The organism is Pseudomonas sp. 3JA (assembly GCF_036961705.1).
Lineage (GTDB): Bacteria > Pseudomonadota > Gammaproteobacteria > Pseudomonadales > Pseudomonadaceae > Aquipseudomonas > Aquipseudomonas fluorescens_Q.
On sequence record NZ_JBAMDJ010000007.1, the window covers coordinates 113,715 to 131,182 of the forward strand.

The following is a 17,468-nucleotide window of genomic DNA, read 5'->3' on the forward strand; positions in this document are numbered from 1 at the left end:
ATCGGTCATGCTGCTGTCACCGTCACAAGGCGCAGCCAGCCTGGGTGTTGCCAGCGATTGTAGGAGGGCGGGACAGTCCGCTACAGTGCGGCAGACGACAATAAACGGTAGCTTTACGCCAAATGCTGACACCTCCAGGAACAGTGGCCATCCTCGCCTACGAAGGCCTTTGCGTATTCGAATTCGGTATCGCCCTGGAGATATTCGGCCTGCCGCGTCCGGAACTGGACATTCCCTGGTACAGCCATCAAGTCGTGGCCGTCGATCAGGGGCCGATGCGTGCGTTCGGCGGCCTGCAGATTGGCGTCGACGCCGGGCTCGAGGCACTCGAAACCGCACGCACCATCATCGTTCCCGGTTGGCGCAGCCGTCAGGAGCCGCCTCCCGAAGCCCTGTTGCAGGCCTTGCGCAAAGCCCATGCCCGAGGCGCACGCTTGCTATCGATCTGTTCGGGAGTATTCGTCCTCGCAGCCACCGGCCTGCTCGACGGCGAAACCGCAACCACCCATTGGCAATTTGCCCAAGAGCTTGCCGAACACTACCCGCTGATCAACGTCGACCCGAACGTGTTGTATGTGGACGCCGGGCAATTGATCACTTCAGCCGGAAGCGCGGCGGGCATCGACGCCTGCCTGCATCTGATTGCCCGCGACTGCGGCACCCACGTCGCCAACTCGGTGGCCCGGCGCCTGGTCATGGCCCCACAACGCACCGGCGGCCAGGCCCAATTCATCGTCGCGCCCGTGAGCAAGTCGCCACGCAATGAACTGAGCGGTGTTTTGCAATGGATTCGCGAAAACCTGGATCAATCCCCCAGCGTGGGCGACATGGCCGCCCGCGTCGCCATGAGCGAGCGCACCTTCCTGCGACGCTTCATCGAGACGACAGGCCTTGCACCCAAGGCCTGGCTGCAACAGGAGCGCCTCAACCGGGCACGGGAACTGCTGGAAAGCACCGACCAGCACACAGCCAGCATTGCCCAGGCTTGTGGGTATCGCTCGGTGGAAAGTTTCCGCGCAGCCTTCCGCAACGCTGTGGGTTTGCCACCCTCCACCTACCGTGAACGGTTTGGCAGACGTGAAGCCAGTCCCCAGGCAGCCCTGAAGGCTAATCCAGCAACCGATGCAACTTGGCGTACTGCAACAGCATGATGGTCTTGCCGTCGCAAATCTCACCGCGCTCGATCATGTCCAGGGCCTGATCGAGCGACATTTCCAGCACTTCGATCTCTTCACCCTCGGCTTCCAGGCCGCCGCCTGCGTGCTGCTTGTCTTCATCGAAGTACTCGCCGACGAAAAAATGCACCCGCTCAGTCACCGACCCCGGACTCATGAAAGCGTCGAACACTTTGCGCACGTCCTGGATGATATAGCCGGTTTCTTCCTGGGTTTCCTTGCGGATGCAGGTGTGCGGGTCGTCGTTATCCAGCAGGCCGGCGCAAGTTTCTATCAACAAGTCGTCGTGCCCGTTGACGAAGGCCGGGAAGCGGAATTGCCGGGTCAACACCACGGTCTGCTTGGCCTTGCTGTACAGCAGGATGGTGGCGCCGTTGCCACGGTCGTAGGTCTCGCGCGTCAGCTCGCGCCATTGGCCGTTGCGGCCGAGGTAGTCGTAGGTGGTCTTGCGCAGCACGTACCAATCGTCCGAGAGGACTTCGACGTGCTTGATGCGTACGCGATCCTTGATGCCGATTGCCTGTGTCATTTGACCACTCCGTTCGGGACCCGCGGTCCCCTTTGAAAACTCCATTCGCACCTCTTTCAGGCTCACAAGAAAACTCACGATGGCCCATCGTTTTTTCTAGTTCGACAAAATCTGTCCGCTCATTAAATCTTCGACCAGCCCTGAGCCTGCGGGGATTCCATCAATAAAAAAGAAACCGGACGAGAATTCCTCATGGGCATCAATCTGAAATTCGGCCACAAGATTCTTCTGGGTGCCTGTGTCATCGTGATGGCGGTATTCCTGTCTTTCTCGTTGTTCAACGACCATCGCCAGCAAGCCAGCACCCGCGAAGCACTGCACCGCAACCTACAGGCCACCGGCCAGTTGCTGGGCGCGAACCTCGACAGCTGGCTGGCCGGCCGCATCCTATTGATCGAAGGTGCCGCCGAAACCATCGCCGCCGATCCCACCCCGCAGACCATCGGCGCAATTCTCTCCCAGGACATCATTACAAAGACCTTCATCGCCAGCTACGTCGGCCTTGAAGACAGTCGTTTCTTTATCCATCCCGAGCGGGTAATGCCCGACGGGTATGATGTTCGCCAGCGCGCCTGGTACAAAGACGCGGCTCGCAGCCTTGAACCCGTGCTGACCGAACCCTACATCGGTGCCGGTATTGATTACCTGATCATGACCCAAGCGGCGCCGATCAAGGTCGATGGCAAGGCCGTGGGTGTGCTGGGGGCGAGCCTGAGCCTGGAGCAACTCGCCAAAATCATCAATGCCGTGGACCTCAACGGCATAGGCTACGCCTTCCTGGTCAGCGACGACGGCAAGATCCTGGTGCACCCGGACAACACACGAGTGACCAAGACACTCGCCCAAGCGTTCCCCGAAGGCCCGCCGAGCATCAACAGCGCCTTGAATGAAGTGCAGGAAAACGGCCGAACGCGGATCGTCACTTTTACACCCATCAACGGCCTACCCTCGCTGCATTGGTCCATCGGACTTTCAGTGGATAAAGACAAGGCCTACGCCGTACTCCACGCGTTTCGCGCTTCGGCGTTGGTCGCCACATTGATCGCCATGCTGGTGACCGTCGGTTTGCTCGGCCTGTTGATCAATGCCCTGATGCGACCATTACGCAGCATGGGCTCGGCCATGCAATCCATAGCCGATGGCGAAGGCGACCTGACCCAGCGCCTGCACAGCCTCTCCCGGGATGAGTTCGGCATGATGGCCGGGGGGTTCAACCGCTTCGTCGAACGTATCCAGCAGTCGATCCGGGAAGTCCTGGCGTCCAGTGTCCAGCTCACCCAATTGGCGGCACAGGTCAGCCAGGCGTCAAACGCATCCCTGAAAAGCTCTGACACCCAAGCGGCGCTGACCCATAACGTCGCCACGGCTATCAATGAGCTTGGGGCCGCAGCCCAGGAAATCGCTCGCAGCGCCGCTCATGCTTCAAGCCGCGCCTCTGATACCAGGGATCAGACCCAGGAAGGCCAGTCGGTGGTGCAGCGCAGTATCAGCGCCATGTCGCAACTCTCGTCGCAGGTGGTCAATACCCGCCAGGACATCGAAAGCCTGAATGAGAAAACGCTGAAGATCGGACGTATTCTCGACGTCATCAAAGGCATTTCCGACCAGACCAACTTGCTGGCCCTTAACGCTGCCATCGAGGCCGCCCGCGCCGGAGATGCCGGGCGCGGTTTTGCAGTGGTCTCGGACGAAGTCCGTACGCTCGCCCATCGCACCCAACAGTCCGCTCAGGAAATCCACAGCATGATCGAGGAACTGCAAGCAGGTGCCGGCAGCGCCGTAAGCGCCATGCTCGAAAGCCAGCGTCACAGCGACGACAACGTCACTACCGCCAGGCTCGCAGGCGAGCGACTCAATCGCGTGCTGATGGGCATCGGCGAAATCGACGAGATCAACCTGTCGGTGGCCACCGCCACCGAAGAACAAACCTCGGTGGTGGACAATCTGGATCGCGACATCAGCCACATCAATGACCTGAACCAGGAAATGGTCGGCAATTTGCAATCCACCTTGCAGGCCTGCACAGAACTGGAAAACCAGTCACGCCGCCTGCAACAAATGGTCAACACCTTCAAGATCTGAGGCTCGTTCACAACCGGGTAGGCGGGACGCGGGGCAATGCGCGTTTGTGGGCCGTCTTGAGGTAGGCGCGTTCAATGATCTGTCGCGCCTGCGGCGACACCTCTTTTCCCATCAGGTACCCATCGATTTCCTCGTAGCTGCAGCCATACGCCACTTCATCGAGCTTACCGGGTGCCAGGTCTTCCAAATCGGCGGTCGGTGCCTTGCGCACCAGGTTGGCGGGGGCGCCCAGCGTATCGGCCAACAATCTCACCTGAGTCTTCGTCAACCCGGACAACGGGGCCAGGTCGCACGCGCCGTCGCCAAACTTGGTGAAAAACCCCATCACCGCCTCCGCTCCATGATCGGTGCCAACCACCAACCCATTGCTCAGATTGGCAATGGCGTATTGCGCCAGCATCCGTGCCCGGGCCTTGGCGTTGCCTTTGGCAAAGTCGGTGAGTTCGGCCGAAGGCTGCAAGCCATCGATGGCGATATTGCCCATCAACCCGTCAACGCAAGCGGCGATGTTGCTGGTGGTGATCACGTCCGGCCGGATGAAGTCCAGGCACGCCTGGGCGTCTTGCTCATCTGCTTGAACCTTGTAGGGCAACCGGACTGCGATAAAACGCGCCTCGTAGTCTTCCTCTCGCAATTGCTCCACGGCCAACTGGCATAGGCGGCCGGCGGTGAGGGAGTCGACGCCGCCACTGATCCCCAGGACCAGGGACTTGCAACCCGACTCGCGCAAGATCTGCTTGATGAATTCGATCCGGCGGGCAATCTCGGTTGCTTCGCCACCCCGTGTGAGTTGACGGTCGATGCCCAGTTCCCGGGCAATGCGTTCTTGCACAAGCGTAGTCATATCAGGCTCCCAGCTGTGGATTGATCAGGGCGACGTTGAACACTTGGGCGGCGTACCGCAGAAACGAGGCATCCTCGCAGACGTTCTTGATCGGGTCGTCGGAGAACTTCACGACCGGCTCGCCGTGGACCCGCACCAGTTTCATGACGATGCTCAGCGGTTCGACGCCATCGACATCGCAGGCCAGGCTGGTGCCCATGCCAAAACCGAATTTGGCCTTGCCACGAACATGCCGCAGGATCGGCAGGCATTTTTCGAAATTGAGGCCGTCGGAAAACATCAGGTCCTTGGTGCGCGGATCGACGCCCAGTTCCTGGTAACGCTTGAGCACCTTGTCCGCCCAGACGATCGGGTCACCGGAATCCTGGCGCAGGCCGTCATAGAGCTTGGCGAAGTACAGGTCGAAATCCTTGAGGAAGAAGTCGGTGCTGATGCAGTCCGTGAGCGCGATGCCGAGCCGGCCGCGATACTCGCGCACCCAGTTTTCCAACGCCGCGTTCTGGCTCTCGCGCAAGCGCCCGAGTTGCTGGTGCACCATCAGCCATTGGTGAGCCATTGTGCCAATCAGCGGGAGATCGAACTCGTAGGCCAAGTGAGCGTTACTGGTGCCGACAAAGACCCCAGGAAAATCGCTGCGCATAATATTCACCACTTCACGCTGGGCCCTGAACGACAGCCGCCGCCGGGTGGAGAAGTCTGAAACGCGAAACTCGGCGAGTTCTTCACGGCTGGCGTTTTTCTCCAGCCATTCGAACTTCTGGTACAGCTTGCGGGTGACGTCGGCCAACTCGACCTCGGGGTATTTCTCGCGGTTGCGCAGTTCGCTGACCATCGCCAATACCGGTTGCTCGAACATGATGCAGTGCAACATCGGGCCACGGACGCGGATGTGCAGTTGGCCGTCGACTTCCGAAACGTGTATGTAGCGCAAATTGAAGCGAAACAGGCCGAGAAACTGTTCGAAGTCCGGTGTCAGGTACTCACGAAAACGCTTGTTGAACAGAAACCGCTGCTCTCCCTCACGCAGCTGCAGCCCGGCAAGCTTCTCCAGCTCCACACGAATGTCCGGGATCAGGTGACCGAGGCGCTCCTTGGAGCGGACGATGAATTGGTATTCCACCTCGACATTCGGGTGCTGGTGCAAGACCGCCTGCATCATGGTGAAGGTGTAGTAGTCGGTATCCAGAAGACTCTGGATGGTGCCGCTGTTTGAATCGAATGCGCTGTCCATGGCTCTTCCTTATGCGTTTGCCAGGCGGATGGTTTCTTCGCGGGTCAAGGCCACCGAAATCCCCGCTTGCTGCATGTCTTGGATGGCCTGGATGGCCCCCTCCTCACTGATGGCCCGGCAGGCCGGGAGGTGAATGATCACCTTGAAGCCAGCGGCGGCCAGTTGCAGAGCGGTGGTCTTGACGCAGAAATCCAACGCCAGCCCGCCAACAATCACCTGCTGCACACCCAGGCCGTTCAGGTACTCGATCACCCCGGTGGACAGCTTGCCGTGCAGGTCGTGGTAGCACGCGCCGTAGGGGTGCAGATCCGGCTCGACACCCTTCCAGACGAAATAGTCGTAGTCATAGGGGCTCGGCAGTTGATCCAGCAGGGCGAAACCTTCGGTGCCGGGAACGCAGTGGCTGACCCAGGTGATATCGGCATGCTCGAGCCCGGTCGGCACGAACATCTGTGCATGATCGGCGACCACCCACGGAGCCAGGGGCGAATGGGCGTCCTTGCTGCCGATGCGGAGGCTGGCCAGGGACGCGATGAAGTTCAGCTCACCGGCAATCTGGTCACCGCCCGGCACCGGAAGCTCATCGGGGCATAGCGGCGTGAAGCTCTTTTGCGCATCGACATCGAAGGAAGCGGTTTTCCGGGTCAGGCTGTTCATGCTGGGTTTCTCCTCTTCATGGCGACGAGAGTACATAAGGTGTACTTTCATGACAAGCCACTCACAGCAAATATTTTTGACGAACCATCCTTAACAATGGCTATGGCTCAGCACAAATCATGTTTTCACTAAAAAGATTTTGCTGATAGAGTACACGTCATGTACCAAAAGAGAATGTGCCATGTTCGAGATTGCCCTTTATGGCGGCGCCTTCAATCCTCCGCACGCCGGTCACGCCCAGGTAATGATCGAGGCCTCACGCCTGGCCAGACGCGTGCTGGTGGTCCCCAGCTTCCGGCATCCTTACGGCAAACAAATGGTCGACTATGACGTTCGCCTGAACTGGCTGGAATCGATCGTCGAAAAGGTGCAGCCACTGTGCTGCGCCGAAGTACGCGCAAGCCGGGTAGAACAGGTCGTGGCCCGTGGCGTTGAGGGCGCAATCTACAGCTACACCCTGCTCGCCCACCTCGCCGACAGCCTGGCCCTGGACGGCAAGCGGATTGCATTGGTGGTGGGCCGGGATGTCGCGGATCGGCTGCCGACCTTCTATCGCGGCCAGGAATTGCTGGAGCGTTTTTCCATTCTTTGCGTGGAGGAAAAGATCCACGTACGCAGCACGGTGGTTCGCGAACGACTGGCGTTGGGCGAGCCGCTTCCCTCCGACTGGATGGCTCCCGGCATGAACCCGTTAAACTATGACCTTTATGCGACCCACGGAAATCGACATGCCCACTAGCACAGCCCCCGCGCGCGACTATCTGCACACCATCGACCTCTGTGTGCTGCGCTTGTGCCGGGAGACCCAGGCGCTGGAAATCCTCTTGAACCGCCGGGAAGCCGAGCCGTTCGCCGGTCACTGGGCGCTGCCCGGGATCGTGGTCAATGGTGACGTCGAAGATCTCACGCTGAACGACGCCGTGGAGCGCCTGCGCAGCTCAAGCAAAGTGGGCATGCCGCTGGCCTGGATCGAACAGGTCGGCACCGTCGGCGACGCGTTCCGCGATCCGCGCTGCTGGTCGTCCTCAACGTTCTACCTGGCGATTGTCAGCGAGGCGGTCCAGCTCGCCGAACACCAGGGGTTTTTCCCGCTCAAGGACGTCGCCGACGCCTCGATCAAACTCCCTTTCGACCACAACAGCCTGGTGGCTGCGGTCCAGGAGCGGTTGTTGTCCAAAGCCCTCTATAGCAGCCTGCCGCTGATGTTCCTGGGCCCGGAGTTCAGTGCGCCGGAAGCGGTGGGCGTTTTCTCCGTGGTGCTCGATCGTCCGGTGCTCAAGACCAGCATGCGCCAGCGTTTACTGAAGATGACCGAGGCGGGCTACCTACAGGAGACTGGCCGCAAGAAAAGCGGCGACGGCGGCCGCCCGCAACGCACGGTGGAAAACCTCAAGCCGGCCAGCGTTTACCTTTTTGATCGTTGTTTTCTGGAGTAGGGCTTAGGGGGCAAGCACACATGATGGTTGGTATCTGCCCCTAAGTTAGAAAAAGTGAAAGTATTTTTTCATATTCATAAAGGAAATCGAAAAATACCTTCCAATCCAAATTTTTTGGTTTCTCAAAGAATCAGCGCAGATGTCAGGTCGGGTTCCTCTTCAGCTATTGGGTGAAGGGTTGGGGATAGGCCCCAAAAGTGCCAGCCATGCGTAAGGAACGATGCGGCCTGGACGAATGAGCGGGTTTAGCAGTGCTAAACCCGAACAGATTCATTACATAGGATCACCAAGGAGCCTGGCTCTTGGTGGACAACTCACTCCACCGTCACAGACTTCGCCAAGTTACGTGGCTGGTCCACATCAGTCCCCTTGAGCACGGCGACGTAGTACGACAGCAGTTGCAGCGGGATGGTGTAGAGGATCGGCGACAGGATGTCGTGGATGTGCGGCATGTGCACCACGTGGGTGCCTTCGCCATTGGTCATGCCAGCCTTCTCGTCAGCGAAGACAATCAACTGGCCGCCCCGGGCGCGCACTTCCTGCAGGTTGGACTTGAGCTTTTCCAGCAGCTCGTTGTTCGGCGCGACGGTGACCACCGGCATGTCGTTATCCACAAGCGCCAGCGGGCCGTGCTTGAGTTCACCGGCCGGGTAGGCCTCGGCGTGGATGTAGGAGATTTCCTTGAGCTTCAAGGCCCCTTCCATCGCCACCGGGAATTGCGCGCCACGCCCGAGGAACAGGGTGTGATTCTTCTCGGCGAACAGTTCGGCGATTTTTTCCACCGTGCTGTCCATCGCCAAGGCTTCGCCCAGGCGGGCTGGCAGGCGGCGCAGCTCCTCCACCAAGGTTGCCTCGACCCCTTTGCCCAGGGTACCGCGCACCTGGCCCAGGGACAGGGTCAGTAACAGCAGGCCCACCAGTTGCGTGGTGAACGCCTTGGTCGACGCCACACCGATTTCGCGACCGGCCTGGGTCAGCAGGGTCAGGTCGGATTCGCGTACCAGCGAGCTGATGCCGACGTTGCAGATCGCCAGGCTGGCGAGGAAACCCAGTTCCTTGGCGTTGCGCAGGGCGGCCAGGGTGTCGGCGGTTTCGCCGGACTGGGAGATGGTGACGAACAGCGAATCGGGTTGCACCACCACTTTGCGATAGCGGAACTCGCTGGCCACTTCGACCTGGCACGGAATACCGGCCAGTTCCTCCAGCCAGTAACGGGCGACCATGCCGGCGTGATAACTGGTGCCGCAGGCCACGATCTGCACGTTGCGGACCTTGGCGAACAACTCGGCCGCCTGTGGACCGAACGCCTGGACCAGTACCTGGTTCTGGCTCATGCGGCCTTCCAGGGTGCGTTGGACCACGGCCGGTTGTTCGTGGATTTCCTTGAGCATGAAGTGGCGGAACTCGCCCTTGTCGGCGACATCGGCACCGTCGCGGTACTGGACGGTTTCACGTACCACGTCATTGCCGTCGAGGTCCCAGATCTGCACGCTGTCGCGGCGAATTTCGGCAATATCGCCTTCTTCCAGGTACATGAAGCGGTCGGTGACCTGGCGCAGCGCCAACTGATCGGACGCCAGGAAGTTTTCCCCCAGGCCCAGGCCGATCACCAATGGGCTGCCGCTGCGGGCCGCCACCAGGCGGTCAGGTTGTTTTGTGCTGATGACCGCCAGGCCATAGGCACCGTGCAGTTCCTTGACGGTGGCCTTGAGGGCGACGGTCAGGTCCACCAGGTCCTTGAGCTTGTGGTTGAGCAGATGGGCGATGACTTCGGTGTCGGTGTCCGAGGTGAACACATAGCCGAGCGCCTTGAGCTGTTCACGCAGGGCTTCGTGGTTTTCGATGATGCCGTTGTGCACCACCGCCAGCTCGCCGGAAAAATGCGGGTGAGCGTTACGCTCGCACGGCGCGCCATGGGTAGCCCAACGCGTGTGGGCGATGCCCAGGCGACCGAGCAGCGGTTCGGCTTCCAGCGCCTGTTCCAGCTCGCTGACCTTGCCCGGACGACGCATGCGTTCGAGCTTTTCGTCGTGGGTAAACACCGCCACACCGGCGCTGTCATAACCGCGGTACTCCAGGCGCTTGAGGCCCTCGAGCAAGATTGCTGTGATGTTGCGTTCAGCTACAGCGCCGACAATTCCACACATGCTATTTCTCCTGGCTGACAGGCGCGCAGATCACAGTAATGCCGCGCGCCTGAATCTGATCGCGGGCCTCTACGGGCAGGCGATCATCGGTAATGAGGGTATGGACGCTGCTCCACGGCAGTTCCAGGTTGGGGATCTTGCGGCCGATCTTGTCGGCCTCCACCATGACGATCACTTCCCGGGCAACCTCAGCCATCACGCGGCTCAAGCCCAGCAGTTCGTTGAAGGTGGTGGTACCTCGAACCAGATCGATGCCGTCGGCGCCGATGAACAGTTGGTCGAAGTCATAGGAACGCAGGACCTGCTCGGCCACCTGGCCCTGGAACGACTCGGAGTGAGGATCCCAGGTACCGCCGGTCATCAACAGCACCGGCTCGTGCTCCAGTTCGCTCAGGGCATTGGCGACGTGCAGGGAATTGGTCATCACCACCAGGCCCGGCTGTTGGCCGAGTTGCGGAATCATGGCCGCCGTGGTGCTGCCGCTGTCGATGATGATGCGCGCATGTTCGCGGATCCGCTTCACGGCGGCCCGGGCAATGGCCAGTTTGTACTTGGAGACGGTTTGCCCGTTATCGGCCACCAACTCCTGCGGCATCGGCACCGCGCCACCGTAGCGACGCAGCAGCAGGCCATTGGTTTCCAGGGCGGCGAGATCCTTGCGAATCGTAACTTCCGAGGTTTCGAAGCGTTTGGCCAACTCATCCACACTGACCTCACCCTGCTCTTGGAGCAAGGCAAGAATATTGTGACGGCGTTGTGGCGTATTGCGCTTTGACATGGTGAAGTAAGTTTCGATTCGAAAGATAACGTAACTAATCAAAACCTATTGCAGGGATATCGTCAAGGCGGGAGAAGAAAAATTCAGAAATCATGCGACTCCTGTGGGAGCGAGCTTGCTCGCGAAGGGGCCAGGTCAGGCAATGCTGCTTTACCTGATACACCACTATCGCGAGCAAGCTCGCTCCCACAGGGGGATTGTGGATAACTTTAGGGCTTCTTGATTTTCTCCGGCCGCTTCCAGCCGTCGATGTTGCGTTGGCGGGCGCGTCCGACTGCCAATTGGCCTTTATCCACATTCTGAGTCAGGGTCGAACCGGCTGCCGTGGTCGCGCCGCTGGAGATATCCACAGGTGCCACCAAGGAGTTGTTCGAGCCGATGAACACATCTTCACCCAACACGGTTTTCCACTTGTTAGCACCGTCGTAGTTACAGGTGATGGTCCCGGCGCCAATGTTGGTGCGGGCGCCGACTTCAGCGTCACCGAGGTAGGTCAGGTGCCCGGCCTTGGCGCCTTCGCCCAGGTGAGCATTCTTCAGTTCAACAAAGTTACCCACATGGGCACGGGCTTCCAGCACAGAGCCTGGGCGCAGGCGGGCAAACGGGCCAGCATCGCTGCCCTCCCCCATGACCGCACCGTCGAGATGGCTGTTGGCCTTGATCACCACGCCTTTGTGCAGGGTGCTGTCCTTGATCACGCAGTTCGGGCCAATGACCACGTCGTCTTCGATGACAACCTTGCCTTCGAGGATGACGTTGATATCGATGAGCACATCGCGACCCACGCTGACTTCACCGCGCACGTCGAAACGGGCCGGATCGCGCAGCGTCACGCCTTGGGCCATCAGGCGGCGGGCGGCGCGCAATTGATAGTGGCGCTCCAGTTCGGCCAATTGCCGGCGATCATTGGCGCCCTGCACTTCCATGGCGTCCAACGGCTGCTCGGTGGCGACCACCAGTCCATCGCTGACCGCCATGGCGATCACGTCTGTCAGGTAGTACTCACCCTGGGCGTTGTTGTTCGACAGACGACTCATCCAGTCACCCAGGCGCTCAGCCGGCACGGCCAGAATCCCAGTGTTGCCTTCAGTGATCGCGCGCTGGGCTTCGTTGGCGTCCTTCTGTTCGACGATGGCGGTCACTTGGCCGTCGACGTCACGCACGATGCGGCCATAACCGGTGGGGTCGTCCAGCTCGACGGTCAACAGGCCCAACTGTTGTGGCGCGACATGCTTGAGCAGGCGTTGCAAGGTGTCGACTTCGATCAGCGGCACATCGCCGTAGAGAATCAGCACCGTATCCGCCGTGATGAATGGCACTGCCTGGGCCACCGCATGGCCAGTGCCCAGTTGTTTGTCCTGCAAGACGAAATTCAGGTCATCGGCGGCCAGGCGTTCGCGCACAGCATCGGCACCGTGGCCGATCACCACGTGAATGCGCTGTGGATCAAGTTGCCGGGCGCTGTGGATAACATGGCCGAGCATGGAATTGCCAGCTACCGGGTGCAAGACCTTGGGCAGCGCCGAACGCATGCGGGTGCCTTGACCGGCCGCGAGGATAACGATTTCGAGAGACATGACTGGCTACCAATCCTGGGTGGTCAGCGGCTGCGACCAGATGATGAGTGTCGGGAAAAGAAAAAAGGGTAGCCGAGGCTACCCTTTTTAATCAATCGCACAGAAAGCAGACGGCTTAGCCGCCGAACTTCTTGCGGATCTGCTGGACGGTGCGCAGCTGGGCTGCGGCCTCGGCCAGACGTGCAGCAGCGGAACCGTAATCGAACTCCGCGCCTCGCTCGTGCAGGGCCTTCTCGGCAGCCTTGACGGCTTCCTGAGCGGAGGCTTCGTCGAGGTCGGCAGCACGTTGCACAGTGTCGGCAAGGACCTTGACCATGTTCGGCTGAACCTCGAGGAAACCACCGGAGATGTAATACACCTCGGCTTCCCCGCCCTGCTTGATCAAGCGGATCGGACCCGGTTTCAGATTAGTGATCAGCGGTGCGTGACCCAGAGCGATACCAAGATCACCCAGCTCACCATGCGCAATCACCATCTCGACCAGACCGGAGAAGATTTCCCCTTCCGCACTGACGATATCGCAATGGACTGTCATAGCCATCTGATTGCCTCAACCTAAATTAGCGCCCGTTGCCGGGCGCCGGGATTACAGTTTCTTGGCTTTCTCGATCGCTTCTTCGATGCCGCCGACCATGTAGAACGCTTGTTCTGGCAGGTGGTCGTAGTCACCGTTGAGGATGCCTTTGAAGCCAGCAATGGTGTCTTTCAGGGAAACGTATTTACCCGAGGCACCGGTGAAGACTTCAGCCACGAAGAACGGCTGCGACAAGAAGCGCTGGATCTTACGAGCGCGGGATACCAACTGCTTGTCGGCTTCCGACAGCTCGTCCATACCCAGGATCGCAATGATGTCCTTCAGCTCTTTGTAGCGCTGCAGCACGTACTGGACGCCGCGAGCGGTGTCGTAGTGCTCCTGGCCGATCACGTTCGGGTCCAGCTGGCGCGAAGTCGAGTCCAGTGGGTCAACCGCTGGGTAGATACCCAGGGAAGCGATGTCACGGGACAGAACGACGGTGGCGTCCAAGTGGGCGAAGGTGGTCGCTGGCGACGGGTCGGTCAAGTCATCCGCAGGTACGTATACCGCTTGGATCGACGTGATCGAACCTTCCTTGGTCGAAGTGATACGTTCTTGCAGAACGCCCATCTCTTCAGCCAGGGTCGGCTGGTAACCTACTGCCGAAGGCATACGGCCCAGCAGTGCGGATACTTCGGTACCGGCCAGGGTGTAACGGTAGATGTTGTCGACGAACAGCAGAACGTCGTTACCTTCGTCACGGAACTTCTCGGCCATGGTCAGGCCGGTCAGGGCTACGCGCAGACGGTTTCCCGGCGGCTCGTTCATCTGGCCGTAGACCAGTGCCACTTTGTCCAGAACGTTGGAATCCTTCATCTCGTGGTAGAAGTCGTTACCCTCACGAGTACGCTCACCCACACCGGCGAACACGGAATAACCGCTGTGCTCGATGGCGATGTTACGGATCAGTTCCATCATGTTTACGGTCTTGCCCACACCGGCACCACCGAACAGACCGACTTTACCGCCCTTGGCGAACGGGCAAACCAGGTCGATAACCTTGATGCCGGTTTCCAGCAGGTCGTTGCCGCCTGCCTGTTCAGCGAAGGATGGCGCAGGACGGTGAATGCCCCAGCGCTCTTCGGTGTCGATCGGACCAGCTTCGTCGATCGGGTTACCCAGTACGTCCATGATCCGGCCCAGGGTCGCTTTACCGACCGGTACGGAGATGGCAGCGCCAGAGTCGACAACGTCCAGACCGCGCTTCAAGCCCTCGGTGGAACCCATCGCAATGGTACGAACGATGCCGTCGCCCAGCTGCTGCTGAACTTCCAGGGTAGTTTCCGCGCCTTGTACTTTCAGCGCGTTGTAGATGCTCGGTACGCTGTCGCGTGGAAATTCCACGTCGATAACGGCGCCGATGATTTGAACGATACGTCCGCTACTCATAGCTGGATCCTCTGAATATTTGAACCGTTAAACCGCGGCAGCGCCGCCGACGATTTCCGAGATCTCTTGGGTGATCGCAGCCTGACGCGCCTTGTTGTAGATCAGCTGCAAATCGCTGATCAAATCACCGGCGTTGTCGGTAGCGTTCTTCATCGCGATCATCCGCGCTGCTTGTTCAGCTGCGTTGTTCTCGACCACCGCCTGGTAGACCTGCGACTCCACGTAGCGGACCATCAAGCCGTCGAGCAGCTCCTTGGCATCCGGTTCGTAGAGGTAGTCCCAGTGGTGCTTGAGTTCCTGTTCCGGGGTCGCCACCAGTGGGACCAATTGCTCCACGGTTGGTAGCTGCGTCATGGTGTTGATGAACTTGTTGGATACCACGGACAGACGGTCAATCCGGCCTTCCAGATAAGCATCCAGCATCACCTTGACACTGCCGATCAGGTCATTGATCGACGGCTCTTCACCCAGGTGGCTGATAGCAGCGACGACGTTGCCGCCGAAGTTGCGGAAGAAAGCCGCACCCTTGCTACCAATCACGCACAGATCGATCTCGACGCCTTGTTCGCGGTTTACAGCCATGTCCTTGACCAGGGCCTTGAACAGGTTGGTGTTCAAGCCACCGCACAGACCACGGTCACTGCTCACCACGACGTAACCGACGCGCTTGATGGCGCGTTCGATCATGAACGGGTGGCGATATTCCGGGTTGGCGTTGGCCAGATGACCAATCACCTGGCGGATGCGCTCCGCATAAGGGCGGCTAGCAGCCATGCGCATTTGTGCCTTGCGCATTTTGCTGACCGCCACTTTTTCCATGGCGCTGGTAATTTTTTGCGTGCTTTTGATGCTCGCAATCTTACTGCGAATCTCTTTTGCGCCTGCCATGTAACACCTATCAGGTTAGCAAGCGGGAGCCTTGCGACTCCCGCTGCGGCTTACCAGGTTTGGGTGGCCTTGAACTTCTCGATACCGGCTTTCATGCCCGCGTCGATTTCGTCATTGAAGTCACCCTTCACGTTGATCTTGGCCAACAAGTCGGCGTGATCGCGGTTGAAGTAAGCAATCAGCGCTTGTTCAAAGCTGCCGACCTTGGCGATTTCAACGTCAGTCAGGAACCCACGCTCAGCGGCATACAGCGACAGCGCCATGTCAGCGATCGACATCGGTGCGTATTGCTTCTGCTTCATCAGCTCGGTAACGCGCTGACCATGCTCAAGTTGCTTACGGGTCGCTTCGTCCAGGTCAGAAGCGAACTGGGCGAATGCCGCCAGTTCACGGTACTGGGCCAGGGCGGTACGGATACCACCGGACAGCTTCTTGATGATCTTGGTCTGAGCGGCACCACCCACACGGGATACCGAAACACCGGCGTTCACAGCAGGACGGATGCCCGAGTTGAACATGGCCGATTCCAGGAAGATCTGACCGTCGGTGATGGAAATCACGTTGGTCGGAACGAACGCGGAAACGTCGCCAGCCTGGGTTTCGATGATCGGCAGAGCGGTCAGGGAGCCGGTCTTGCCGGTCACTGCGCCGTTGGTGAACTTCTCTACGTACTCTTCCGAAACGCGGGATGCGCGCTCCAGCAGACGGGAGTGGAGATAGAACACGTCGCCTGGGTAGGCTTCACGGCCTGGTGGACGGCGCAGCAGCAGGGAGATCTGGCGATAAGCCACTGCCTGCTTGGACAGATCGTCATAAACGATCAGCGCGTCTTCACCGCGGTCGCGGAAGAATTCACCCATGGTGCAACCGGAGTACGGTGCCAGGAATTGCAGCGCTGGAGATTCCGAAGCACTGGCAGCCACGATGATCGTGTTGGCCAGGGCGCCGTTTTCTTCCAGCTTGCGAACCACGTTGGCGATGGTCGATTGCTTCTGACCAATGGCTACGTAGACGCAGAAAATGCCGCTGTTCTTCTGGTTGATGATCGCGTCGATCGCCAGAGCGGTCTTACCGATCTGACGGTCACCGATGATCAGCTCACGCTGGCCACGGCCGACAGGGATCATGGCATCGACAGCCTTGTAGCCAGTCTGTACAGGCTGGTCTACCGACTTACGCCAGATCACGCCAGGAGCAACTTTCTCGACCGCGTCGGTCTCGGTGTTGTTCAGCGGACCTTTGCCGTCAACAGGGTTACCCAGTGCGTCGACGACGCGACCCAGCAGTTCCTTACCAACCGGAACTTCGAGGATGCGGCCGGTGCACTTGGCGCTCATGCCTTCAGCCAGAGAGGTGTACGCGCCCAATACCACGGCACCTACAGAGTCTTGCTCCAGGTTGAGGGCCATACCGTAGACGCCGCCCGGAAACTCGATCATCTCGCCGTACATGACGTCGGCCAGACCGTGAATCCGCACGATGCCGTCAGATACGCTGACGACAGTGCCTTCGTTACGGGCTTGGGAGGTCACATCGAGCTTGTCGATGCGGCCCTTGATAATTTCACTTATTTCGGAAGGATTGAGTTGCTGCATTGCTCTGCTGCCCCTTCAAACTCAAGATTTCAATGCTTCGGCAAGTTTCGCGATTTTGCCGCGAATCGAGCCATCGATAACCAGGTCGCCGGCGCGGATGACAACGCCCCCTATCAGGGACTTGTCTTCCTCGACTTGCAGGCGCACTTCCCGGTTGAGTCGTGCACTGAGAACCTTGGCGAGTTTGTCTTGCTGTTCTTGGTTCAATGCGAAAGCACTGGTCACTTCCACGTCTACCGACTTCTCTTGCTCGGCCTTATACAGGTCAAAAAGAGTGGCGATCTCCGGCAGAAGCAGGAGACGGTCGTTTTCGGCAACGACGTGAATGAAATTCTGTGCCTTGGCATCGAACTTGTCGCCGCACACGTCAATGAACGTGGCGGCCTTTTCTGCGCTCGTCAGTCGCGGGGCCTTGAGCACGCGCTGCATGGTGTCGTCTTGCGACACCGCTGCAGCCAGGCCGAGCATGGCTGACCAATTGGCCAGTTGCTGGTGGGCCTGAGCGTGCTCGAAGGCCGCCTTAGCGTAAGGTCGGGCCAACGTGGTCAGTTCTGCCATGATCGCCC

The 17,468-nt window shown here is 59.5% G+C and carries 16 protein-coding genes; 4 read left to right on the forward strand and 12 right to left on the reverse strand.

What is annotated here, in order from left to right; translation table 11 throughout:
• The first annotated feature begins 122 nt into the window (after window positions 1-122).
• Window positions 123-1,151: a transcriptional regulator FtrA gene (gene ftrA / locus V7773_RS07635; protein ID WP_336072895.1), complete on the forward strand. Its 1,029-nt coding sequence runs from the start codon at window positions 123-125 to the stop codon at window positions 1,149-1,151.
• Here the strand turns inward: ftrA and nudK are convergent.
• Window positions 1,108-1,704, reverse strand: a complete 597-nt coding sequence (gene nudK / locus V7773_RS07640) for a GDP-mannose pyrophosphatase NudK (protein WP_063323674.1) — start codon at window positions 1,702-1,704, stop codon at window positions 1,108-1,110. The genes ftrA and nudK overlap by 44 nt on opposite strands.
• A 192-nt stretch (window positions 1,705-1,896) precedes the next feature.
• Between nudK and V7773_RS07645 the strand changes: the two genes are divergently transcribed.
• Window positions 1,897-3,786 (forward strand): methyl-accepting chemotaxis protein, encoded by a 1,890-nt coding sequence (locus tag V7773_RS07645; protein ID WP_063323673.1) that lies wholly within the window; start codon window positions 1,897-1,899, stop codon window positions 3,784-3,786.
• Between the two features lie 7 nt (window positions 3,787-3,793).
• Here the strand turns inward: V7773_RS07645 and nadE are convergent, their stop codons facing one another.
• The 3 genes from nadE to V7773_RS07660 are packed head-to-tail and all read right to left on the reverse strand — an operon-like array spanning window position 3,794 to window position 6,518.
• Window positions 3,794-4,630 (reverse strand): ammonia-dependent NAD(+) synthetase, encoded by an 837-nt coding sequence (gene nadE / locus V7773_RS07650; RefSeq protein WP_336072897.1) that lies wholly within the window; start codon window positions 4,628-4,630, stop codon window positions 3,794-3,796.
• Window position 4,631: 1 nt separating this feature from the next.
• A complete protein-coding gene (pncB, locus tag V7773_RS07655; RefSeq protein ID WP_336072898.1) occupies window positions 4,632-5,861 on the reverse strand; it encodes a nicotinate phosphoribosyltransferase in 1,230 nt (409 codons plus the stop codon).
• 9 nt (window positions 5,862-5,870) lie between these two features.
• Window positions 5,871-6,518 (reverse strand): nicotinamidase, encoded by a 648-nt coding sequence (locus tag V7773_RS07660; RefSeq protein WP_072343693.1) that lies wholly within the window; start codon window positions 6,516-6,518, stop codon window positions 5,871-5,873.
• Window positions 6,519-6,699: 181 nt separating this feature from the next.
• Between V7773_RS07660 and V7773_RS07665 the strand changes: the two genes are divergently transcribed.
• Together V7773_RS07665 and V7773_RS07670 are read left to right on the forward strand one after the other, a co-directional pair.
• The gene (locus tag V7773_RS07665) at window positions 6,700-7,257 is read left to right on the forward strand and encodes an adenylyltransferase/cytidyltransferase family protein (protein WP_063323669.1); all 558 of its coding nucleotides are present in this window, start codon (window positions 6,700-6,702) and stop codon (window positions 7,255-7,257) included.
• On the forward strand, window positions 7,247-7,954 hold the full coding sequence (locus tag V7773_RS07670) for an NUDIX hydrolase (protein WP_336072899.1): 708 nt from the start codon (window positions 7,247-7,249) through the stop codon (window positions 7,952-7,954). The genes V7773_RS07665 and V7773_RS07670 overlap by 11 nt, the downstream gene beginning before the upstream one ends.
• Before the next feature lie 314 nt (window positions 7,955-8,268).
• On the opposite strand, the gene glmS is transcribed toward V7773_RS07670, so the two are convergent.
• The 8 genes from glmS to V7773_RS07710 form a co-directional block, all read right to left on the reverse strand.
• Window positions 8,269-10,101 carry a glutamine--fructose-6-phosphate transaminase (isomerizing) gene (gene glmS / locus V7773_RS07675; protein ID WP_336072900.1) on the reverse strand — a complete coding sequence of 611 codons (1,833 nt, stop codon included), beginning with the start codon at window positions 10,099-10,101 and terminating at the stop codon, window positions 8,269-8,271.
• A 1-nt stretch (window position 10,102) separates the two neighbouring features.
• A complete protein-coding gene (locus V7773_RS07680; protein ID WP_060739917.1) occupies window positions 10,103-10,879 on the reverse strand; it encodes a DeoR/GlpR family DNA-binding transcription regulator in 777 nt (258 codons plus the stop codon).
• A 209-nt stretch (window positions 10,880-11,088) separates the two neighbouring features.
• Window positions 11,089-12,456, reverse strand: coding sequence for a bifunctional UDP-N-acetylglucosamine diphosphorylase/glucosamine-1-phosphate N-acetyltransferase GlmU (glmU, locus tag V7773_RS07685; RefSeq protein WP_336072901.1), 1,368 nt, complete (start codon window positions 12,454-12,456; stop codon window positions 11,089-11,091).
• 115 nt (window positions 12,457-12,571) lie between these two features.
• The gene (locus tag V7773_RS07690) at window positions 12,572-12,997 is read right to left on the reverse strand and encodes a F0F1 ATP synthase subunit epsilon (protein ID WP_003207087.1); all 426 of its coding nucleotides are present in this window, start codon (window positions 12,995-12,997) and stop codon (window positions 12,572-12,574) included.
• 45 nt (window positions 12,998-13,042) lie between these two features.
• Window positions 13,043-14,419 (reverse strand): F0F1 ATP synthase subunit beta, encoded by a 1,377-nt coding sequence (atpD, locus tag V7773_RS07695; protein WP_014340987.1) that lies wholly within the window; start codon window positions 14,417-14,419, stop codon window positions 13,043-13,045.
• A 27-nt stretch (window positions 14,420-14,446) separates the two neighbouring features.
• The gene (gene atpG / locus V7773_RS07700; RefSeq protein WP_063323660.1) at window positions 14,447-15,307 is read right to left on the reverse strand and encodes a F0F1 ATP synthase subunit gamma; all 861 of its coding nucleotides are present in this window, start codon (window positions 15,305-15,307) and stop codon (window positions 14,447-14,449) included.
• 50 nt (window positions 15,308-15,357) lie between these two features.
• Window positions 15,358-16,902 carry a F0F1 ATP synthase subunit alpha gene (gene atpA, locus V7773_RS07705; RefSeq protein ID WP_017129296.1) on the reverse strand — a complete coding sequence of 515 codons (1,545 nt, stop codon included), beginning with the start codon at window positions 16,900-16,902 and terminating at the stop codon, window positions 15,358-15,360.
• A gap of 21 nt (window positions 16,903-16,923) precedes the next feature.
• Window positions 16,924-17,460 (reverse strand): F0F1 ATP synthase subunit delta, encoded by a 537-nt coding sequence (locus tag V7773_RS07710; RefSeq protein WP_003207094.1) that lies wholly within the window; start codon window positions 17,458-17,460, stop codon window positions 16,924-16,926.
• Between the last annotated feature and the right edge of the window lie 8 nt (window positions 17,461-17,468).